Source organism: Haloflavibacter putidus, from assembly GCF_006546625.1.
Taxonomy (GTDB): Bacteria; Bacteroidota; Bacteroidia; order Flavobacteriales; family Flavobacteriaceae; genus Mesonia; species Mesonia putida.
Genome location: NZ_VIAR01000012.1, coordinates 1 through 17,357 on the forward strand (window position 1 = coordinate 1; position 17,357 = coordinate 17,357).

Annotated in this window: 13 protein-coding genes; 11 read left to right on the top strand and 2 right to left on the bottom strand. The window is 35.6% G+C overall.

Going from position 1 to position 17,357, the window contains the following annotated elements:
• Positions 1–157: 157 nt before the first annotated feature.
• The gene (locus FKR84_RS10930) at positions 158–847 is read right to left on the bottom strand and encodes a DUF4294 domain-containing protein (RefSeq protein WP_233357754.1); all 690 of its coding nucleotides are present in this window, start codon (positions 845–847) and stop codon (positions 158–160) included.
• 109 nt (positions 848–956) lie between these two features.
• Between FKR84_RS10930 and FKR84_RS10935 the strand changes: the two genes are divergently transcribed.
• A complete protein-coding gene (locus FKR84_RS10935; RefSeq protein WP_141422352.1) occupies positions 957–2,048 on the top strand; it encodes a M42 family metallopeptidase in 1,092 nt (363 codons plus the stop codon).
• 50 nt (positions 2,049–2,098) lie between these two features.
• On the opposite strand, the gene FKR84_RS10940 is transcribed toward FKR84_RS10935, so the two are convergent.
• A complete protein-coding gene (locus FKR84_RS10940) occupies positions 2,099–2,950 on the bottom strand; it encodes a ChaN family lipoprotein (RefSeq protein WP_141422353.1) in 852 nt (283 codons plus the stop codon).
• Positions 2,951–3,076: 126 nt separating this feature from the next.
• Between FKR84_RS10940 and FKR84_RS10945 the strand changes: the two genes are divergently transcribed.
• The 10 genes from FKR84_RS10945 (at position 3,077) to FKR84_RS10990 (ending at position 17,221) form a co-directional block, all read left to right on the top strand.
• Complete coding sequence (locus FKR84_RS10945) at positions 3,077–3,586, top strand: NADPH-dependent FMN reductase (RefSeq protein ID WP_141422354.1); 510 nt, start codon at positions 3,077–3,079, stop codon at positions 3,584–3,586.
• A 94-nt stretch (positions 3,587–3,680) separates the two neighbouring features.
• Positions 3,681–4,856, top strand: a complete 1,176-nt coding sequence (locus FKR84_RS10950; RefSeq protein ID WP_141422355.1) for a CynX/NimT family MFS transporter — start codon at positions 3,681–3,683, stop codon at positions 4,854–4,856.
• A 95-nt stretch (positions 4,857–4,951) separates the two neighbouring features.
• Positions 4,952–7,603, top strand: a complete 2,652-nt coding sequence (locus tag FKR84_RS10955) for a cation-translocating P-type ATPase (RefSeq protein ID WP_141422356.1) — start codon at positions 4,952–4,954, stop codon at positions 7,601–7,603.
• On the top strand, positions 7,600–7,929 hold the full coding sequence (locus FKR84_RS10960; RefSeq protein WP_141422357.1) for a DMT family transporter: 330 nt from the start codon (positions 7,600–7,602) through the stop codon (positions 7,927–7,929). The genes FKR84_RS10955 and FKR84_RS10960 overlap by 4 nt, the downstream gene beginning before the upstream one ends.
• 10 nt (positions 7,930–7,939) lie before the next feature.
• Positions 7,940–8,971 (top strand): ArsO family NAD(P)H-dependent flavin-containing monooxygenase, encoded by a 1,032-nt coding sequence (locus FKR84_RS10965; RefSeq protein WP_141422358.1) that lies wholly within the window; start codon positions 7,940–7,942, stop codon positions 8,969–8,971.
• Between the two features lie 577 nt (positions 8,972–9,548).
• On the top strand, positions 9,549–9,857 hold the full coding sequence (locus FKR84_RS10970; RefSeq protein WP_141422359.1) for a hypothetical protein: 309 nt from the start codon (positions 9,549–9,551) through the stop codon (positions 9,855–9,857).
• Between the two features lie 165 nt (positions 9,858–10,022).
• A complete protein-coding gene (locus FKR84_RS10975) occupies positions 10,023–12,005 on the top strand; it encodes a monovalent cation:proton antiporter family protein (protein WP_141422360.1) in 1,983 nt (660 codons plus the stop codon).
• Between the two features lie 374 nt (positions 12,006–12,379).
• Positions 12,380–13,381 (top strand): aspartate--ammonia ligase, encoded by a 1,002-nt coding sequence (gene asnA, locus FKR84_RS10980; RefSeq protein ID WP_141422361.1) that lies wholly within the window; start codon positions 12,380–12,382, stop codon positions 13,379–13,381.
• A gap of 178 nt (positions 13,382–13,559) precedes the next feature.
• Positions 13,560–15,932: a TonB-dependent receptor gene (locus FKR84_RS10985; protein ID WP_141422362.1), complete on the top strand. Its 2,373-nt coding sequence runs from the start codon at positions 13,560–13,562 to the stop codon at positions 15,930–15,932.
• Between the two features lie 17 nt (positions 15,933–15,949).
• Entirely contained in the window at positions 15,950–17,221 is a 1,272-nt protein-coding gene (locus FKR84_RS10990) for a hypothetical protein (protein ID WP_141422363.1), read from the top strand.
• Positions 17,222–17,357: the final 136 nt, after the last annotated feature.

Below are 17,357 nucleotides of genomic sequence, written 5' to 3' on the forward strand. Positions count from 1 at the left end.
TCATCCTTTTAATGAACTAATATGCCCGAAAGCGGGTGCAAATATACAACCCTTTTTCTTTCCTAAACAAACCTTTTTTGAAATAAATTTAAACTTTTCTTAATTGCTATCTAAAATGCCTGAAAATCAAAGTGAAAGATTTTGAGTTATTATTTTCTTATTTCCACTTTTTCATAGCTTCTAGAAAAGAGATATCTATTTTAGCATCATGACTTTCAAGCTCTTCAGTACGAAAAGCTCTACGTAATATATGTTCTATCATATAATCCTCCTTTACTTGAATAGGATCAAATTCTTCCTTTAAAGAAATATTAAAAAGACTAGCAGTGGTATTATACCAAAATGCATTCCATCCACTTTTTAAATCTTTCACTACATCAAATGTTGTTTCCCCGGTTTGTCGATACATTAATTTGACTAAAATTTGTCCTTCGGTTTTGGTGAGTTTTTTTAATTCTTCCTTAAACTCATCCTCCATATAATTCTGTACTATTTTAGTATAACGCTTTTTATCTGATTTGGTTTTTATATTACCGAGTCTTTTCCGTAAAGCCTGTAATCTGTCTGAAGCTAAAACTGCATACGGCCATACTTTAAAAGTTTTTCGTTTTAAAATTAAATACTGGTGTCGCTCTCTACGATCTTTAAAATTATACCTGCCTATTAGTACAACTTCATCTAAATCTATAGCAGCCATATCTTGAAGCGAGTCTTTCTCTAACAACAAATAGTCTACTTTTTTAGTAGCCGGAAGCTCTTTTTTAGAAAAAACTGCTTTAGAAGATATGGTTTGTGCAAATGTGCCGTGCAGCGCAAAGAAACTTAGTATGTAAATTAAATATTTCAATTAGAAAATAAGTTTAATTATTGAAAGCTAAAACCATTCCAAAAATTGTTATTACAAGCCGCATTATACATATTATTATTACTTTCGTGAAAAATTAGAATTAATTATTATGTCAAAAGAAACATTATTAAACGACAATTCCTTAAAATTTTTAGAGCAATACCTCAATAACGCTTCGCCTACAGGCTATGAATGGGAGGGGCAAAAGTTATGGATGGACTATCTAAAACCATATGTAGATGAATTTATTACAGATACCTATGGTACTGCTGTTGGTGTTATTAATCCCGATGCAAAATTTAAGGTGGTTATAGAAGGACACGCAGACGAAATTTCTTGGTACGTAAATTATATTACAGACGATGGTTTAATTTATGTTCTACGCAATGGCGGTAGCGATCATCAAATTGCTGCTTCTAAGCGTGTAAATATTCATACCAAAAATGGCATTGTAAAAGGTGTTTTTGGTTGGCCGGCCATTCATACCCGCGATAAAAGTGATGAACAATCTCCTAAAATAGAAAATATTTGTATTGATGTTGGTTGCAGCAATAAAGAAGAAGTAGAAAAACTGGGCGTTCACGTGGGTTGCGTAATCACCTATCCGGATGAATTTTTCGTGCTTAACGAAAATAAATTTGTTTGTCGTGCTTTAGATAACAGAATGGGCGGATTTATGATTGCTGAAGTTGCCCGTCTTTTAAAAGAAAACAAAAAAGAACTAGATTTTGGTCTTTATATTACCAACTCTGTACAAGAAGAAGTTGGTTTACGCGGTGCCGAAATGATTACCCAACGCATAAAACCTAACGTGGCCATTGTTACAGATGTAACCCACGACACCACAACGCCAATGATAGAAAAGAAAAAAGAAGGCGATACCAAAATTGGTGCAGGTCCGGTTATAAGTTATGCGCCGGCAGTACAAAACAAATTGCGCGAAATGATTATAGAAACCGCCGAAAAGAACAAAATTCCTTTTCAACGTTTGGCAGCCAGCAGAATGACCGGAACAGATACCGATGCTTTTGCGTATAGTAACGGCGGCGTGGCTTCTGCTTTAATTTCTTTACCGCTTCGTTATATGCATACAACAGTAGAAATGGTACATCGCGAAGATGTAGAAAATGTAATTAGAATGATTTACGAAAGTTTATTGCAGATTAAAAACGGCGATACTTTTAGTTATTTTGACAAATAAACTTTAATCCCCTCCAAAAAACCCTTCCGTTAAAAGAAGGGTTTTTTATTTTAATAAGTTCTGGTCATTTCTTTATCTACCACCAAAATAAAATCTGCTTGTAATTTATATTCTTCTTCCAACTTAGAAACATCTTTTTGCATTACCGTAGAAATAGTCGCAATCTTTACCTCTTTATCTGCTTGCTTTAAGTACCAATAAATACCTTCAAAATTATTGCTGTGATAAGCGCCGTTAAAATGTAAAAATTGTTGTCCCTCTGCCCTATTTTTCATAATAAAATACGCCATTGTTGCATCTTTTATTGCTTGCGCTTTCGGGAAATTAGGGTTTTTATGATCTTCCATCATTGTAAGCATTTTTTTATAACCAGGCAAATCCGGGTCGTAGTCAATAGGCAAAGGTGCTATCCAATTTTTTTCATTTTTCGGTAAAGTGTCCAAAACTTCAAAACCGTTTCTATATACTTGGCTCGCGTAACGCCGCGGAATGTTTGTCGCTACAAATTTTAAATTTTCAGATTTTGCAAAATCTACCAATGGCTTATAGTCGGTTTTATGGTTTACCCATAAACGCGCTAAGCTATCTAAGCTTTTTTGGTTAATTTTATTGTTTAAATAATCATTGAGTGCTTCTTGGTTATCGGTTTCTAGCATTTCTGCGCCTAAAACCAAATCATTTTCATGGTTTAATTCTTTTGCTAATTTTAATTGCATCCAGTGTGCGATAGGATTGTCGTGCAATTCGCCAAACAAGATAATATCTTTTTTCTTTACGGATTTGACCAGTCTTTTAAAATTCACTTTTCTACCTTTCTTATTATATAATTGGTAGGCTTCTATTTTTTGTGCTGAAAGTTGCAGGGTAAAAAGCACTAAAATTGCACTTAAGATAAATTTCATAATTTCTTATTTAGGTTCCGAAAATACTTATTTTTTAGATACTGTATGCTTCCAGCAAAAAACAATTCCGCGAAAGCGTAAAAACCTTTTGAAGACATATAAAAATTAGTACCTTTAAAATAAAAAATGAAAATCTTTGGTGTTTCGGCTTCTGCCAATACATCCAGCAGCAATTTTTATCTCTTAAAAGCTATTGAAAAGACGTGCAAAGAAGATGAGATGGAAGTTTTTGAAGGGTTACAGGAATTCGCTCTATTTAGTCCGGCGCGATTGGAAAAAGGAGTTCAAAAGAATATTCTGGAATTTAAAAAGAAAGTTTTGGCTGCCGACTTAATCCTAATTTCGACTCCGGAATACACGCACAACATCCCTGCAGCGCTCAAAAACATGTTAGAATGGTGTACGGCATCTGGAGAATTTGCCGAAAAAGCAGTTTTACCCATTACTTTTACGCCAAACGAGCCGCGCGGAGAAAACGCTATGCGTTCTTTGTTGCAATCTTTGCAAACCATGAAAGCCAAAATTGAAACCCAACTCCCACTCTATAAAACCGATGTAAAAATCCTGCATCATCAAATTGAACTGCCAAAAGAAATTCAGGAAATTATAGAAACGGCTATTGGTTTATACCGGTAATTTTGTCAAGAACTTTTACGGTTTAATTCTTGGTTAAAAAAAACAGTCAGCCAAATATTAAGCTTAATTTTGCAGCTTTTAAGTTTTGGCATATATGGGGAAAAACCTAAAAACTTCTAAAATATTTCTAATAACAGGTATTTTAGGGATAGCGGTAAATTTGCGTCCGGCGCTCTCGGATATTGGACCTTTGGCAGATTTTATTAAAAAAGATTTTGAACTTTCTGGAGCTTTGGTAGGTATGTTAACCACTTTGCCACTATTGGCTTTTGGCGTAATTTCTATGCTTACGCCTTTATTTACCAAACGTTTTGGGATAGGAAAAACGCTTTTGGGCGCAATGCTCTTACTCACCTTTGGTATTCTTATACGCTCTATATTTGGTATTGTCGGTTTATATCTGGGAACGCTTTTTATAGGAATTGGCATTGCATTTGGCAACGTACTAATCCCTGCGCTTACCAAACAAAATTTCCCCGACAGAGCCGGAATGATTACCAGTCTTTACTCTAGTATGATGGCAATTGGCGCCGCAATTGCTGCAGGAATTAGTGTTCCTTTAGCGGTAGAATATAATTTTGGCTGGCGAGGTTCTTTGGGAGTTTGGGCAGCAGTTTCTGCTTTTGCTTTTGTTTTGTGGGCGTTCCAAATAAAAAATATTAAAAAAACCAAGTCACGTCGAGCGTTTAAGGAGGCATTAAAAAAATTAAGCGGCACGAGATTGGTCTGGCAAATGGCTTTATATATGGGCTTGCAGTCTATGGCTTTTTATGTTATACTGGCTTGGTTACCGGCCATTTTGATAGAAGACGGTTACGATACTGCTTACTCCGGCTGGATGCTTTCTTTATCGCAAGCCACGGGAATTTTAGGTTCGGTGGTAATTCCGCTTTGGGCGGGAAAACGCACCGACCAACGCTTGATAATTTGGGTTTTGGTAGCCTTAGAAATCATTGCGCTTATAGGTCTGTTGTTTCCGGGAATGGGCTTGGTACCAGTTTGGGTTTCGCTTGTTGGTTTTGTATTGGGCGGCACTTTTGGACTTGCGCTTTTGCTTATTGTTTTGCGTGCTTCAGACACAGAAACCTCTGCAGAACTTTCTGGTATTGTACAGTCTATTGGTTATTTAATTGCTGCTACCGGACCGTTTTTAGTAGGACTTATTCACGATTTTAGTAAAGAATGGAATTATGCCTTGTTCTTTTTAATAGGAATTTCTTTACTGAAACTTAGTGTAGGATTGGGTGCCGGCAAGCCTCAAGAGATTTAAAATTTTCAGAAGAAAAATTGATTTTTATCAGAATACAAAATTAGCAGTACTAAAAATAATCTTCTATTTTTATCACCTGACAATCCTCTTTTTTTATGTGGCATACCCAATCTATACAACAAATACTCGAAAAATTAAAAACCGATATAGATAATGGTTTAACTTCCAAAGAAATTGAAACACGTTTAGAAAAATACGGACTCAATAAATGGCGGGAAAAAAAAGCAAAGAATATTTGGTCTTTATTTTTAGGTCAGCTTAAAGACGCTCTTATTTATGTGCTTATTGGAGCTGTGGTTATCACCTTATTTATGGGCGAATATATAGATTCTATCATTATTTTACTCGTAATCTTAATCAACGCCAGTTTAGGTGTAATTCAAGAAATAAAAGCCGGTAAAGCTATTGCCGCACTTCAAAAACTGGCTTCACCAAAAGCCTTGGTAAAACGTAATGGTAGTATAGAAGAAATAAATACAGAAGCTTTAGTACCCGGAGATATCGTAATTCTAGAAACGGGAAGGTTAGTACCTGCAGATTTACGTTTATTGGAAACTATTAATATGCAAATTGAAGAATCTGCCTTAACGGGAGAATCTGTACGGGTACATAAAGATGCCCAAAGTATTTTAAAGAAACAAAACAGTGCCTTGGGAGACCGTATAAACATGGCATATATGTCTACTATGGTTACTTACGGAAGAGGCCTAGGAGTGGTTATTGCTACGGGGGAAGAAACCGAGGTAGGTAAAATTGCCGAAGATATTAATACCACAGAAAGCAAAACACCGTTAGAAAAACGTTTGGACGAATTGGGAAAACTCTTGGGGAAACTAGCCTTAGGAGTTTGTGTGCTTATTTTTGTAATAGGCTATATACAAGGTAGAGAAGTTACAGAACTTTTTCTAACCGCAGTATCTTTAGCCGTAGCCTCAATTCCAGAAGGCTTAGCCGCCATTGTAGCCGTTGTACTTTCTATTGGTGTTACCAAAATGTCTAAACGCAATGCTATTATCAAACGTTTGCCTGCTGTAGAAACTTTGGGTTCTGTAAATATTATTTGTACGGATAAAACTGGTACGCTTACACAAAATAAAATGAAGGTAAGTGCTTTCTATACATTACATACGGGCACGATTAAGTTGCAAGATTACGCACAGCAACCTTCCGTAAATCTATTAGCAAAAGCTATGGTTTTATGCTCAGATGCAACCCTAAATGCAGAGAAAAGCAGCGGCGATCCCACAGAAATTGCATTGCTTAAATTTGCAGACGATTTAAAACTAAATAGAGAATCGTGGAACCAAAACCATAAGCGTCTAGAAGAACTTCCGTTTGATGCAACCAGAAAAATGATGTCGGTTGCAATAAAAAATTCCGAAGAAACAAATATTTATACCAAAGGTGCAATAGACCGTTTATTGCCTAAATGCACACAAATACTTTTAGGGGATGAAATAGTACCTTTAAAAAAACAACATAATTTAGCTATTGCAGAAAGCATACAAAAAATGTCTTCTCAAGCATTAAGAACTTTGGCGGTAGCCTATAAACCAATTACAACAATCCCGAAGGAAGAAAACTGGGAAGAAAATTTAATATTTATAGGTTTGGTTGGCATGATAGATCCGCCACGGGTAGAAGTAAAACCAGCTATAGCAAAAGCTGCCACTGCCGGAATTACGACCATCATGATTACCGGAGACCATAAAGAAACAGCGTTGGCTATTGCCAAAAAACTAGGAATAGCACAAGATAAAAGCCAGGCAATTACCGGGCAAGAATTAGACTCTCTCAACGAAAAAGAATTAAATAATAATATTGTTAAATACCGTGTGTTTGCAAGAGTATCACCGCAACACAAAGTAGCTATTGTAAGAGCTCTGCAAAAAGCCGGGAATATTGTATCTATGACAGGAGATGGTGTTAACGACGCTCCATCTTTAAGCAATGCAGATATAGGTGTCGCTATGGGCATCACCGGCACCGATGTTTCTAAAGGAGCATCAGATATGATTTTAGGCGATGACAATTTTGCTACCATTGTTACCGCAGTAGAAAAAGGTCGTAATATTTATAATAACATCAAGAAATCGGTTATTTTTTTACTTACCAGCAATATAGGAGAAGTAGTTACCATGCTGGTATGTATTTTAGCGGGTATGCCCACTCCTTTAATCGCTACACAATTATTGTGGATCAATTTGTTAACAGATTCACTTCCTGCAATTGCTTTGGGAATGGATCCGGATACCAAAGACGTAATGCAACATAAACCCAGACCATCAACAGAAAGTTTTTTTGCACATAAACAAGGTTGGCGTGCAATATTTGGAGGTTTACTTATTGGCGCCCTAACCATTGCTGCCTACTGGTTTGGTTTTTACGAACACGGCTATTCCCCTTTTGATGCCTCTATCCCAGAAGAAGTTTTAAGCTATGCCAGAACTATGGCATTTATGAGTATTATTTCTGCACAGTTATTCTATTCGTTAGCTTTTAGACATTATCGTCTATCTATTTTTCAACTAGGTCTCTTTAGTAACAAACCTTTAATACTTGCTATAGTTGTAGGATTTTTATTACAACTATTGGTTCTAGAAATCCCTTTACTACGAGATGCTTTTAAATTGCAAATGTTAGACGGCCCGGGTTGGCTAATGGCGTTAGGAATGGGATTAATTCCTTTACTTTTAAACGAAATTTTAAAAGCGTATTCTCGAATCAAAAAACCAAATAAATTATGAAATGGATTTTTTTATTGATAGCAATTCTATTTGAAACCATTGCTACTACTGCTCTAAAGTATTCTAATGGCTTTACGGAATGGAAACCTACTGTGTTGATGCTTATTGGTTACCTCTGCTCGTTTTATTTTTTATCGGTTACGTTAAAAGAAATTCCTATGGGAATTGCTTATGCTATTTGGAGCGCAGTAGGAATAATCTTAATTTCGGGGATTGGCTATTTTAGGTTTCAACAAAATTTAGATTTGCCGGCAATTTTGGGAATTGTTTTAATCGTTATTGGAGTTTTGGTTATTCAGTTGTTTTCCAAAACTCTTTCAGTATAAAATTAGTGTAATGCATATTTACGACGTTTTAGTAATTGGGAGCGGTCAAGCTGGACTATCTGTCGGGTATTTTTTAAAACGAACAGCTTTAGATTGGCTTATTTTAGACGAGAATAGCAAACCCGGCGGTGCTTGGCTACAAACTTGGGATAATCTAAAACTTTTCTCCCCTACCGACTATAATTCACTTTCTGGTTGGCCTATGCCTGAAACTGAAGAAGAATACCCTACAAAAAATGAATTTATAGCTTACTTAAAAGCTTACGAAAATCGCTACAAATTTCCTATTAAGCGGCCGGTAAAAGTACTAGAAGTAGAAAAGGAAAATGACTTGTTTAAAATTACTACCAATGGTAAAACCTACTTTTCTAAAAACTTAGTAAGCGCTACTGGAACGGCAAATAACCCTTTCACGCCTAATTATCCTAATCAAGATTTGTTTAAAGGAAGGCAATTGCATTCCGTAAATTATAGGAATTCTAAAAAATTTAGTAATCAAAAAGTTCTGGTAGTTGGTGGCGGAAATTCCGGGGCACAAATTTTGGCAGAAATAAGCAAAGTTGCCAACCCTACTTGGGTTACAAAAAAAGAACCTGTTTTTTTACCCGATGAGATAGACGGACGCTATTTGTTTAAAGAAGCAAACGAAATTTATAGGGGCAAGAAAAGTAAACAAATTAGCCTAGATAATATAGTAATGGTAGAAAGCGTAAAAAAAGCGCGAGATCGTGGCGATTTAAAAAGTGTTAGGCCATTTATCTCTTTTTACGAAAAGGGGGTGGTTTGGCCGGATGGAACACCAGAAAATTTTGATGCCGTGATTTGGTGTACCGGTTTTAAGCCAAATTCAAAGCATTTAAAAAACTTCAACTTGCTTCAAAATGGCAAAATAAAAACTAAAAAGACACGAAGTCTTCTAGAACCAAACTTGTGGCTGGTAGGTTATGGCAATTGGACAGGATTTGCCTCGGCTACTATCTATGGCGTGGGCAAAACAGCCAGAGAAACAGTGAAAGAGATAAAACAAGAATTCGGAGTTTAAAAAAAGTCTCCAAAAGCTAGTAGTTTTGGAGACTTTTTAATTAAATCTAAAACAAGATTATTTCTTTATAATCTTTTCTGGTAATATCGGAGCCAAAAACCTCGCCGGTAGCACAACAATTTTTGATAGTAAAAACAGAACCTTCACCGTAAAAACCTGCTACTCTACCTAAAATAAAGCTTATAGTACAGCCAGAATAAGAATTTTCTACCAGATTTTCTGTATTTTTATTAAAACCAAAAGTAGAATACTAAAGCGCCACCTGCTAAATAATATCCGCTAACGCTTTCTTCCAAAAAGCATTCACTTATAGCAGAATTACTTAAAATACTTCCGGTTATACCGCCAATTTGATTAATACCTTGTACACCTTCTTTAAAAAATCATTTAGAAATAGATGCATTTACAGCAACGTCTCTAATGCCACCACCGTTATAGCCACTTATAATAATAAGAAATTGAATTTCATTATTTTAAATAATAAAGAGGCAAACAACAAGATTATTTGTTTAAGTTATATTAATGCATTTGGTCTAACTATTTATTCTGCTTAATTTTAAAAAATATTCTAAAAAATATGACTCTTTCTTCCAGATATAAATTTCCTCAAATAACCGTAATTGTTTTTAGTGTTTTGCATGTTGTCGTGGGTTTACTCAGCTATGTAATATATTTTAATGAAAGTACGGAAGCCTGTGCAAGACAACTATTACCTTTTCAGTTGTTGGCTTTTGCCGGGCAATTACTATTGAATTACGTGAACTACCGTTCTGAAAATAAAATCGTGATTTTAACTACGCTTTTCATCGCAAGTATAATTTTATTTGGGGTTATTTCTGCTTTTTTTTCTTTACCTACTTTATGCTCTATTTACCCAACACCGTAAAAAAGCTACCAATGAAAATAAGCAGTTATTTTTTAAAACTGTGTTAGAATTATCTAATGCCTGTATTTGCATTTTCTCAAAAAGTTTATCTTTGACATCAATTGCTAAAAGTTTTCAATAGCATTAACCATAACAGCTTCATCTGTACTTAAATTATAAAACTATATGCACTTTCCACTTTTACAAGACATTCTTATTCTTTTAGGCTTTTCGGTGGTAATTGTGTTTTTACTTCAGCGTTTAAAGCTACCTTCTATCTTAGGATTTTTGATTACGGGAATCGTAATTGGGCCTTATGGTTTGGGATTAATTGCCGCAGAAGAGCAAATTGAAGTGCTTTCTGAAATTGGTATAATTCTCTTACTTTTTGTAATTGGTATGGAACTGTCTATCAAACAATTAGCTTCCATTAAAAAAACGGTTTTTATAGGCGGTAGTCTACAAGTAGGAATTACTATTTTGGTTACCGGAGCGGCTTATTTCTTATTGGGAAACAGCCTAGCCGAAGCCACTTTTGTGGGTTTTTTGTTTTCTTTATCTAGTACGGCAATCGTACTAAGCGTTTTTCAAGACCGTAACGAAATCAATACACCACAAGGTAAAAACGCCTTGGCAATACTTATATTTCAAGATATAATCGTTGTACCAATGATGTTGTTTACGCCAATTATTGCCGGCGAATCCAGTAATGTTACCCAAAGTGTTTTAATGCTCTTGCTCAAATCTGCAGTGGTTGTCATTATCACAATTGTAAGCGCTAAATATTTAGTGCCAAAACTAATGCACGCCATTGCCAAAACACGTAGTAAAGATTTGTTTTTGCTCACCACCATAACTATTTGTTTTGCAGTTGCATTTTTAACTTCGGCGGCAGGTTTATCTTTGGCCCTGGGGGCGTTTTTAGCCGGATTAATTATTTCAGAATCAGAATACAGCCATCAAGCAACCAGTATAATTTTACCTTTTAGGGAGTTGTTTACCAGTTTCTTTTTTATCTCTATAGGAATGTTACTAAATCTAAGCTTTTTTGGTGAGCATGTATTGTTCATTTTATTAATTGTCTTTGGCGTACTTATCGTAAAATCTACCATTATTGCAATAGCCATCCGCATTTTAAAATATAGCCCTAAAACCGCTTTAATTACCGGATTTTCTCTGTTTCAAGTAGGGGAATTTGCTTTTATCTTATCTAAAGTTGGTATAGAATACGGCTTGCTTAGCAACGCTACCAACCAATATTTCTTGGCAGTTTCTATTGTTTCTATGCTCATTACACCCTTTGTAATTATGTTTGCAGAGTCTATAACAGATAAGTTTTTGCACAGCAAGATAATGCAAAAGATAAGCAAAGTTCCGCAGGCTGTAGAAACCGCCCACATAGAAGACGATAGCTTAAAAAACCACTTGGTAATAATTGGTTTTGGTATAAACGGCTCTAATTTGGCACGAGCGGCACATTACAGTAACATTCCGTATGTGGTGGTAGAATTCAATGCAGAAACTGTGCAACGCGAAAAAGCCAAAGGTATTCCTATAATTTTTGGAGATGCCACCAAAGAGCATATTTTATCTACCATCAATTTAGATAAAGCCCGTGCGGTAGTGATTGCAATTTCAGACGATAAAGCTACCAAAACCGTAGTTGGTAACGTGCGTTTATTTTCAAAATCTATTTTTTTACTGGTTAGAACGCGTTATGTTAAAGAAATTTCAGAATTGTTGGCGCTTGGCGCGGATGAAGTAATTCCGGAAGAATTTGAAACTTCCGTAGAAATATTCTCGCGCGTGCTGCATAATTTTTTAGTACCCGAAGACGACATACAACACTTTACGGAAATTATTCGGGCAGACAACTATGAATTGTTCCAAAACACAACAAAATTACCAAAAACCTTTAAGCCCAGAACCAAGTTTCCAGACTTTAATATTACTTGTTTACGTGTAAATAAAGACAGCGGTAAATTAATTGGCGAGAGCTTAGAAGACTTAAGCTTGCGCGCAAAATATGGTGTAAACATTTTGGCCATTAAGCGTAAAGGAGATACTTTAGACCATATAGAACCAACCGAAAAACTACATCAAAATGATTTGCTATTCCTTAACGGAAAACCCGAAAATATTGAAAAATTTCATAGATTAATTCAATAAATGCACACTTTAATCGATAAAATAACAAACATTAACTAATATATTTAAAAATTTAGCAATTAAATTTGCTCAAGCTAGAAAATAGTTTAGCTTTGTAGGTATGATAATTAAATTTTTTCATAATGCCGCTTATTTTAATTCAGTTAATTTTAATTTAACTGAAAAGAGAAAGGCGTGAAGTTTTAAGATTAATATTTTAAAAAGCCTTTCTTTAACCGGAAAGGCTTTTTTTATTTAGATAAGTACAATGCAAAAATCAATTAATAATAACAACAATAATAATTCTACCTAAAAACGGTAGCAGATTGTTGTATCCTAATTCAGCCTGCTAACCAAGTTAGCAGGCTTTTTTTATAACCTAAAATTTAAAAACGATGAAAACTGACATTCTTACCACCGAAAAACAACTCTTGTTTAGCAAGAAGACCTTTAGAAAACAATTGCAAAAACACTTAAACTTAACCCAAGTTTCTGCACCAATCGCCGTGTTGGAAGGCACCGGTATTAACGACGATTTAAACGGACACGAGCGCTGTGTAAACTTTCCGGTAAAAGCCTTGCAAGACCGTAAAGCTGTTGTAGTAAACTCGCTTGCAAAATGGAAACGCTGCCGTTTAAAAGAGTTAGAAATGCAACCAAACTCCGGCATTATAACAGATATGCGCGCCATTAGACCAGACGAAGATTACAGCCCCATACATTCTATTTACGTAGACCAATGGGATTGGGAAAAAGTAATTACTCCTGAAGAAAGAACACTCGCTTCTCTAAAACATACGGTAAAAGCAATTTTTAAAGCTTTACGGAAAACCGAAGAAAAACTTCACAAAAAACATGGCATAGATAAAAAACTTCCAAAAGAAATAACCTTTATCCACGCCGAAGATTTACTAAAAATGTATCCGGATTCAAGTCCGAAAGAACGGGAAAACAAAATAACCAAAAAATTTGGCGCCGTCTTTTTAATTGGTATTGGTGGCGCTTTAAGCAACGGAGAACCACACGATGGCCGGGCGCCAGATTATGACGACTGGTCTACCCCAACCCTTAACGGCTATTCCGGTTTAAATGGCGATATTTTACTTTGGAACCCAATCTTAAAACACGCCTTTGAAATCTCTTCTATGGGAATTCGTGTGAGTCCGGAAACTTTAATGCAACAACTTAAAATTAGAAATCAATTGGAAAAACAACACTTTTATTACCACCAATTATTATTGAAAAAAGTATTACCAGCCTCTATTGGAGGCGGAATTGGCCAATCTAGAATTTGCATGTTCTTATTAAACAAAAAACATATAGGAGAAATTCAAAGCAGTATTTGGGATACCGGAATTATGGAACAATGCCAAAAAGAAAAAATTGATTTGTTATAAAATACACATACACAAACCATTACAAAAAGTGTAAGCCTAGGCTATTGCAAAGTCAAATTACAATAGCAGTTAAAGCGTTTATCATCACAATTTAATCGGTAAAAAAATCAAGAATTTGTTTTGGTAGTTAAAAGCCTAGCCATTACATTTGCAGCCTATTTTTATTCGGTCTAAATAAATGAAGCGTCTTTTAACAAGTGTATTGGTTTTTATTCTCGTAGCTGTTTTTCCGCTTTACGGACAAAATAAAACCGGCAGTATTAGCGGTAAAGTAACCGATTATAATGACAACTTGCTGCCTTTTATCAGCATACAGCTAGAAGGCACTAAAAAAGGTGTATCTACCAATTTTGATGGCGAATTTAAACTGGAGAATTTAGCGCCAAAATCGTATACACTTTTGGTTTCGGGTTTGGGTTTTTCTTCCGTAAAGCAAAAGCTAAGCCTAAAGGCCGGAGAAGAATTAAAAGTAAATTTTCGACTGCAAGAAAGTATTGCAGAAATAGAAGAAGTCTTGCTGCTTGGTCAAAATAAAGTTGGCAAATTACGCCAATCCGCCAAAGCAGTTTCGGTAATAGAGACCAAAGAAGTTAAACTACAAACTGCAGATTTAGGCGAAATACTTACCAGAACTTCCGGTGTAAACGTTAGACGCAGTGGTGGCTTAGGTTCTAATACGCGGTTTTCGTTAAACGGACTTACAGACGATCAAATTCGGTTTATGGTAGATGGCATTCCGTTAGATTTTATGGGGTATAGTTCTGGTATTGCCAATGTTCCGGTAAACTTGGTAGATCAGGTAGAAGTCTATAAAGGTGTGGTTCCTGTCTCTTTGGGCGCAGACGCGCTTGGTGGCGTTGTAAATTTGGTTTCTCAAAAAGATTCTATTCAAAATACCGGTGCTATTTCTTACCAAACGGGAGCTTTTGGTACGCATCGTTTGGCGGTAAACGGAGAAACAAAATTAAATGAAAACGGACTTTTCTTCCGCGGAAGCTCTTTCTACGACTATGCAAAAAACAATTATGAAGTAGATGTAGAAATTGCCGGCGAAGGTGGAAAATTAAAAGAAGTTCGTGTACCACGTTTTCACGATGCTTATAAGGGCGCAGGATTGCGAGGTACTTTTGGCGTACGAAATAGAAGCTGGGTTAACGAGTTGTCTGTAGAAGTTTTTGCCAATATCTACCAAAAAGACATTCAGAACAACAACATTATGTCTATTGTTTATGGTGAGGTTACCAGCGAAGAAGACAATTATGGTGCATTGCTTCGTTACAGAAAAAATCTTTCCGAAAAATTAAAATTGAAAACTGCCGCTGGGTATACCCAACGCAAAATAACTTTTATAGACACTAGCAAATATATTTACAACTGGTATGGCGAAAAGGTAAGAAATAATAATGGCGATATTATAAAAAGTACGCCCGGAGAAGTTGGTAACGCAACTAATCTACTTACAAAAGACGATAACCTTTACGGAAGATTTAACTTAAACTACCAACTAGCACCGCAACATAATTTGCATTTTTCTTCTGCCCCAACCTATATTTCAAGAACCATAAAAGAAAGATGGCTTGCCGAAGGACAATCACAAAAAACACCAGATAAAGAACAAAGTATTTTTAGTTGGGTAAACGGACTGGAATATATCTGGCAATCTTCTAATAAGAAAATAGAAAACATTCTTTTTGCAAAAGATTATCTATATAGTGTAGAAGCCACCGAAAAAACCAGTGGTTTACCTATTAACAGGGACCAAAACACGCATAATTTTGGCTTTGGAAATAGTTTCCGGTTTAAAATAAATTCGCAATGGCTTTTAAAAGCTTCTTACGAATGGGCAACGCGTTTACCACGACCTACACAAATTTTTGGTAACGGTAGATTAGTGGTTCCAAACCTAGCTTTAAAACCGGAGAGAAGTCATAATGCCAATTTAGAAATAAATTACGGCAATAATCCAACTGCTTCTTCTAATTGGAATATAAAATTCAACGCTTTTCTTCGTAGTACAGACCAGCTTATTTTGTTGTTAGGTAACAATGAAGTTTTTAGCTATCAAAATGTTTTTGCCGCCAGATCTTTGGGCGCAGAAGTTTCTGCTTTTTGGGAAACCGCCAATAATAAATTACGTTTAGAAGCCAACGCTACTTGGCAAGATTTTACCAACCAATCTTCGGAAGGTGAGTTTGGCAGGTATAATGGAGATCGGATTCCTAACCGACCTTATCTTTTTGGCAATACAAAAGTAAATTACCGCTTTTTTAAATTATTTGATGCAAAAGACAAATTAACTGCTTTTTGGACCACGCATTATGTATATGAGTTTTATCGCGGCTGGGAAAGTGTTGGTTTAATACAGTTTAAAGATCAAATACCGGCACAATTTGTTCACAATCTGGGAGTAACTTATGAATTACCCATCAAATCTGTAAAAACCGCTCTTACTGCAGAAATTCAAAATTTGGCAGACACAGATGTGTATGACTTTTTTGGCGTACAGCGTCCGGGAAGGGCTTTCTATATTAAATTAACTACACAATTTTAAATTAAAACAAACACAAAATGAAAAATCAACAGAAAAAAACAAGAATGTTTAACAAGCTTAACGGAATACGTCTTATGGCGCTGGCTTTATTTGCATTTACTTTCTTTTCTTGTAGCAGCGACGACGATGCTGTGAGCAATAATAATAATCCGCAAGAAGATTTATATGCTGTTTACTGGCGGGTAAATACACCAGATGGTAGAACAAATTATGTTTCTTTAGTAAACGAAATTATGAGTGGCGCCGTAGATGCTTCACAAGCTTTAGAGGTTTCTGGTAAATCTAGATTTTTTGCTCCAGAAAATGCAGATTATTTTGTAATTGGAGACGGAGAAAATATGACTTTTACCCGTTATAACATTAACCAAGAAAACCAAACAATAGAACCAGGAGAAAGTTTTTCTTTAACCAACCAAGGAGTTACTTCTTTGCAAAAAAGAAATGTTTTTTTAAGTGAAACAAAAGCTTATTATATAGATAATACGCAAGGACAAATTGTTATCTGGAATCCGGAAGAAATGGTCATTACCGGCTCTTTTGACCTTCCGGCAGAATTTGCAGATGGCTACCAAGGTTTTAGCACACAATTAGGTTTTGGAGATTACCAAGTAAATGGCAACCAAATGCTTATTCCTGTAGGCTGGGTAAATTTTGCCAACAATACCCACTTAGATAAAACCGGTTTGGCTGTGGTAGATGTTGAAAACGACCAAGTGCTTTCTTATAACGAAGACACTCGCTGTGCTTTGGCAGTAGAAACTGCTTTTATGCCTAATGGCGATGTTTATTATGGCGTAAGCGAGCGTTACCACTTTAGCACAGAAGCAAGAGAAAACGAAGACTGCGGCTGTATTTTAAAAGTGGCTGCCGGCGCAAACGATTTTGATCAAGATTACGATCCTAATTTTATGAATCAAATAGAAGGCAAAAAAGTAGGAATAGGTCTTACCAACTCGCCAAAAATGAACCACGGTTACGTAAAAGTACTAGATACAAGCATTTTACCTTGGTCGCCAGATGTTGAAGCCATAAATTATTACGGTTTGGTTTGGGAAACCTATGAAATTAATCTTCCTGAAAATGAAATTATAAGAAAAGTAGACAGACCATTAGCCCCTTCTTATTCCGAAAATCTTTACACTTTTGACGGCATTCAGTATGGCGCTATAAAAGTAAGCGATGACGAGCAGTATAAAGTTATAGAATACAACACAGACGGTTCTTACGTAGAAGGTTTAGACGTGCCCGGTTATATTTCTAATATGCAACGTTTGCATAAAGCAATATAATTTTGCATTTCTCAAAGCAATAATAAACGCAGATTTTACACTAAATATTCTGCGTAAAATAATGACAAGGTTGTCTAAAAGGTCTAATTATTTAGACAGCCTTGTTCCTTAAATAAGAATACAATTTACTTTACGG

What these genes read in the sequence shown, in the direction of transcription:
- FKR84_RS10965 (WP_141422358.1), top strand. Translation starts at nt 7,940, where the DNA reads ATGCATATTTACGACGTTTTAGTAATTGGGAGCGGTCAAGCTGGACTA.
- FKR84_RS10975 (WP_141422360.1), top strand. Translation starts at nt 10,023, where the DNA reads ATGCACTTTCCACTTTTACAAGACATTCTTATTCTTTTAGGCTTTTCG.
- FKR84_RS10935 (WP_141422352.1), top strand. Translation starts at nt 957, where the DNA reads ATGTCAAAAGAAACATTATTAAACGACAATTCCTTAAAATTTTTAGAG.
- FKR84_RS10955 (WP_141422356.1), top strand. Translation starts at nt 4,952, where the DNA reads ATGTGGCATACCCAATCTATACAACAAATACTCGAAAAATTAAAAACC.
- FKR84_RS10970 (WP_141422359.1), top strand. Translation starts at nt 9,549, where the DNA reads ATGACTCTTTCTTCCAGATATAAATTTCCTCAAATAACCGTAATTGTT.
- FKR84_RS10940 (WP_141422353.1), bottom strand. Translation starts at nt 2,950, where the DNA reads ATGAAATTTATCTTAAGTGCAATTTTAGTGCTTTTTACCCTGCAACTT.
- asnA (WP_141422361.1), top strand. Translation starts at nt 12,380, where the DNA reads ATGAAAACTGACATTCTTACCACCGAAAAACAACTCTTGTTTAGCAAG.
- FKR84_RS10950 (WP_141422355.1), top strand. Translation starts at nt 3,681, where the DNA reads ATGGGGAAAAACCTAAAAACTTCTAAAATATTTCTAATAACAGGTATT.
- FKR84_RS10990 (WP_141422363.1), top strand. Translation starts at nt 15,950, where the DNA reads ATGAAAAATCAACAGAAAAAAACAAGAATGTTTAACAAGCTTAACGGA.
- FKR84_RS10985 (WP_141422362.1), top strand. Translation starts at nt 13,560, where the DNA reads ATGAAGCGTCTTTTAACAAGTGTATTGGTTTTTATTCTCGTAGCTGTT.
- FKR84_RS10960 (WP_141422357.1), top strand. Translation starts at nt 7,600, where the DNA reads ATGAAATGGATTTTTTTATTGATAGCAATTCTATTTGAAACCATTGCT.
- FKR84_RS10945 (WP_141422354.1), top strand. Translation starts at nt 3,077, where the DNA reads ATGAAAATCTTTGGTGTTTCGGCTTCTGCCAATACATCCAGCAGCAAT.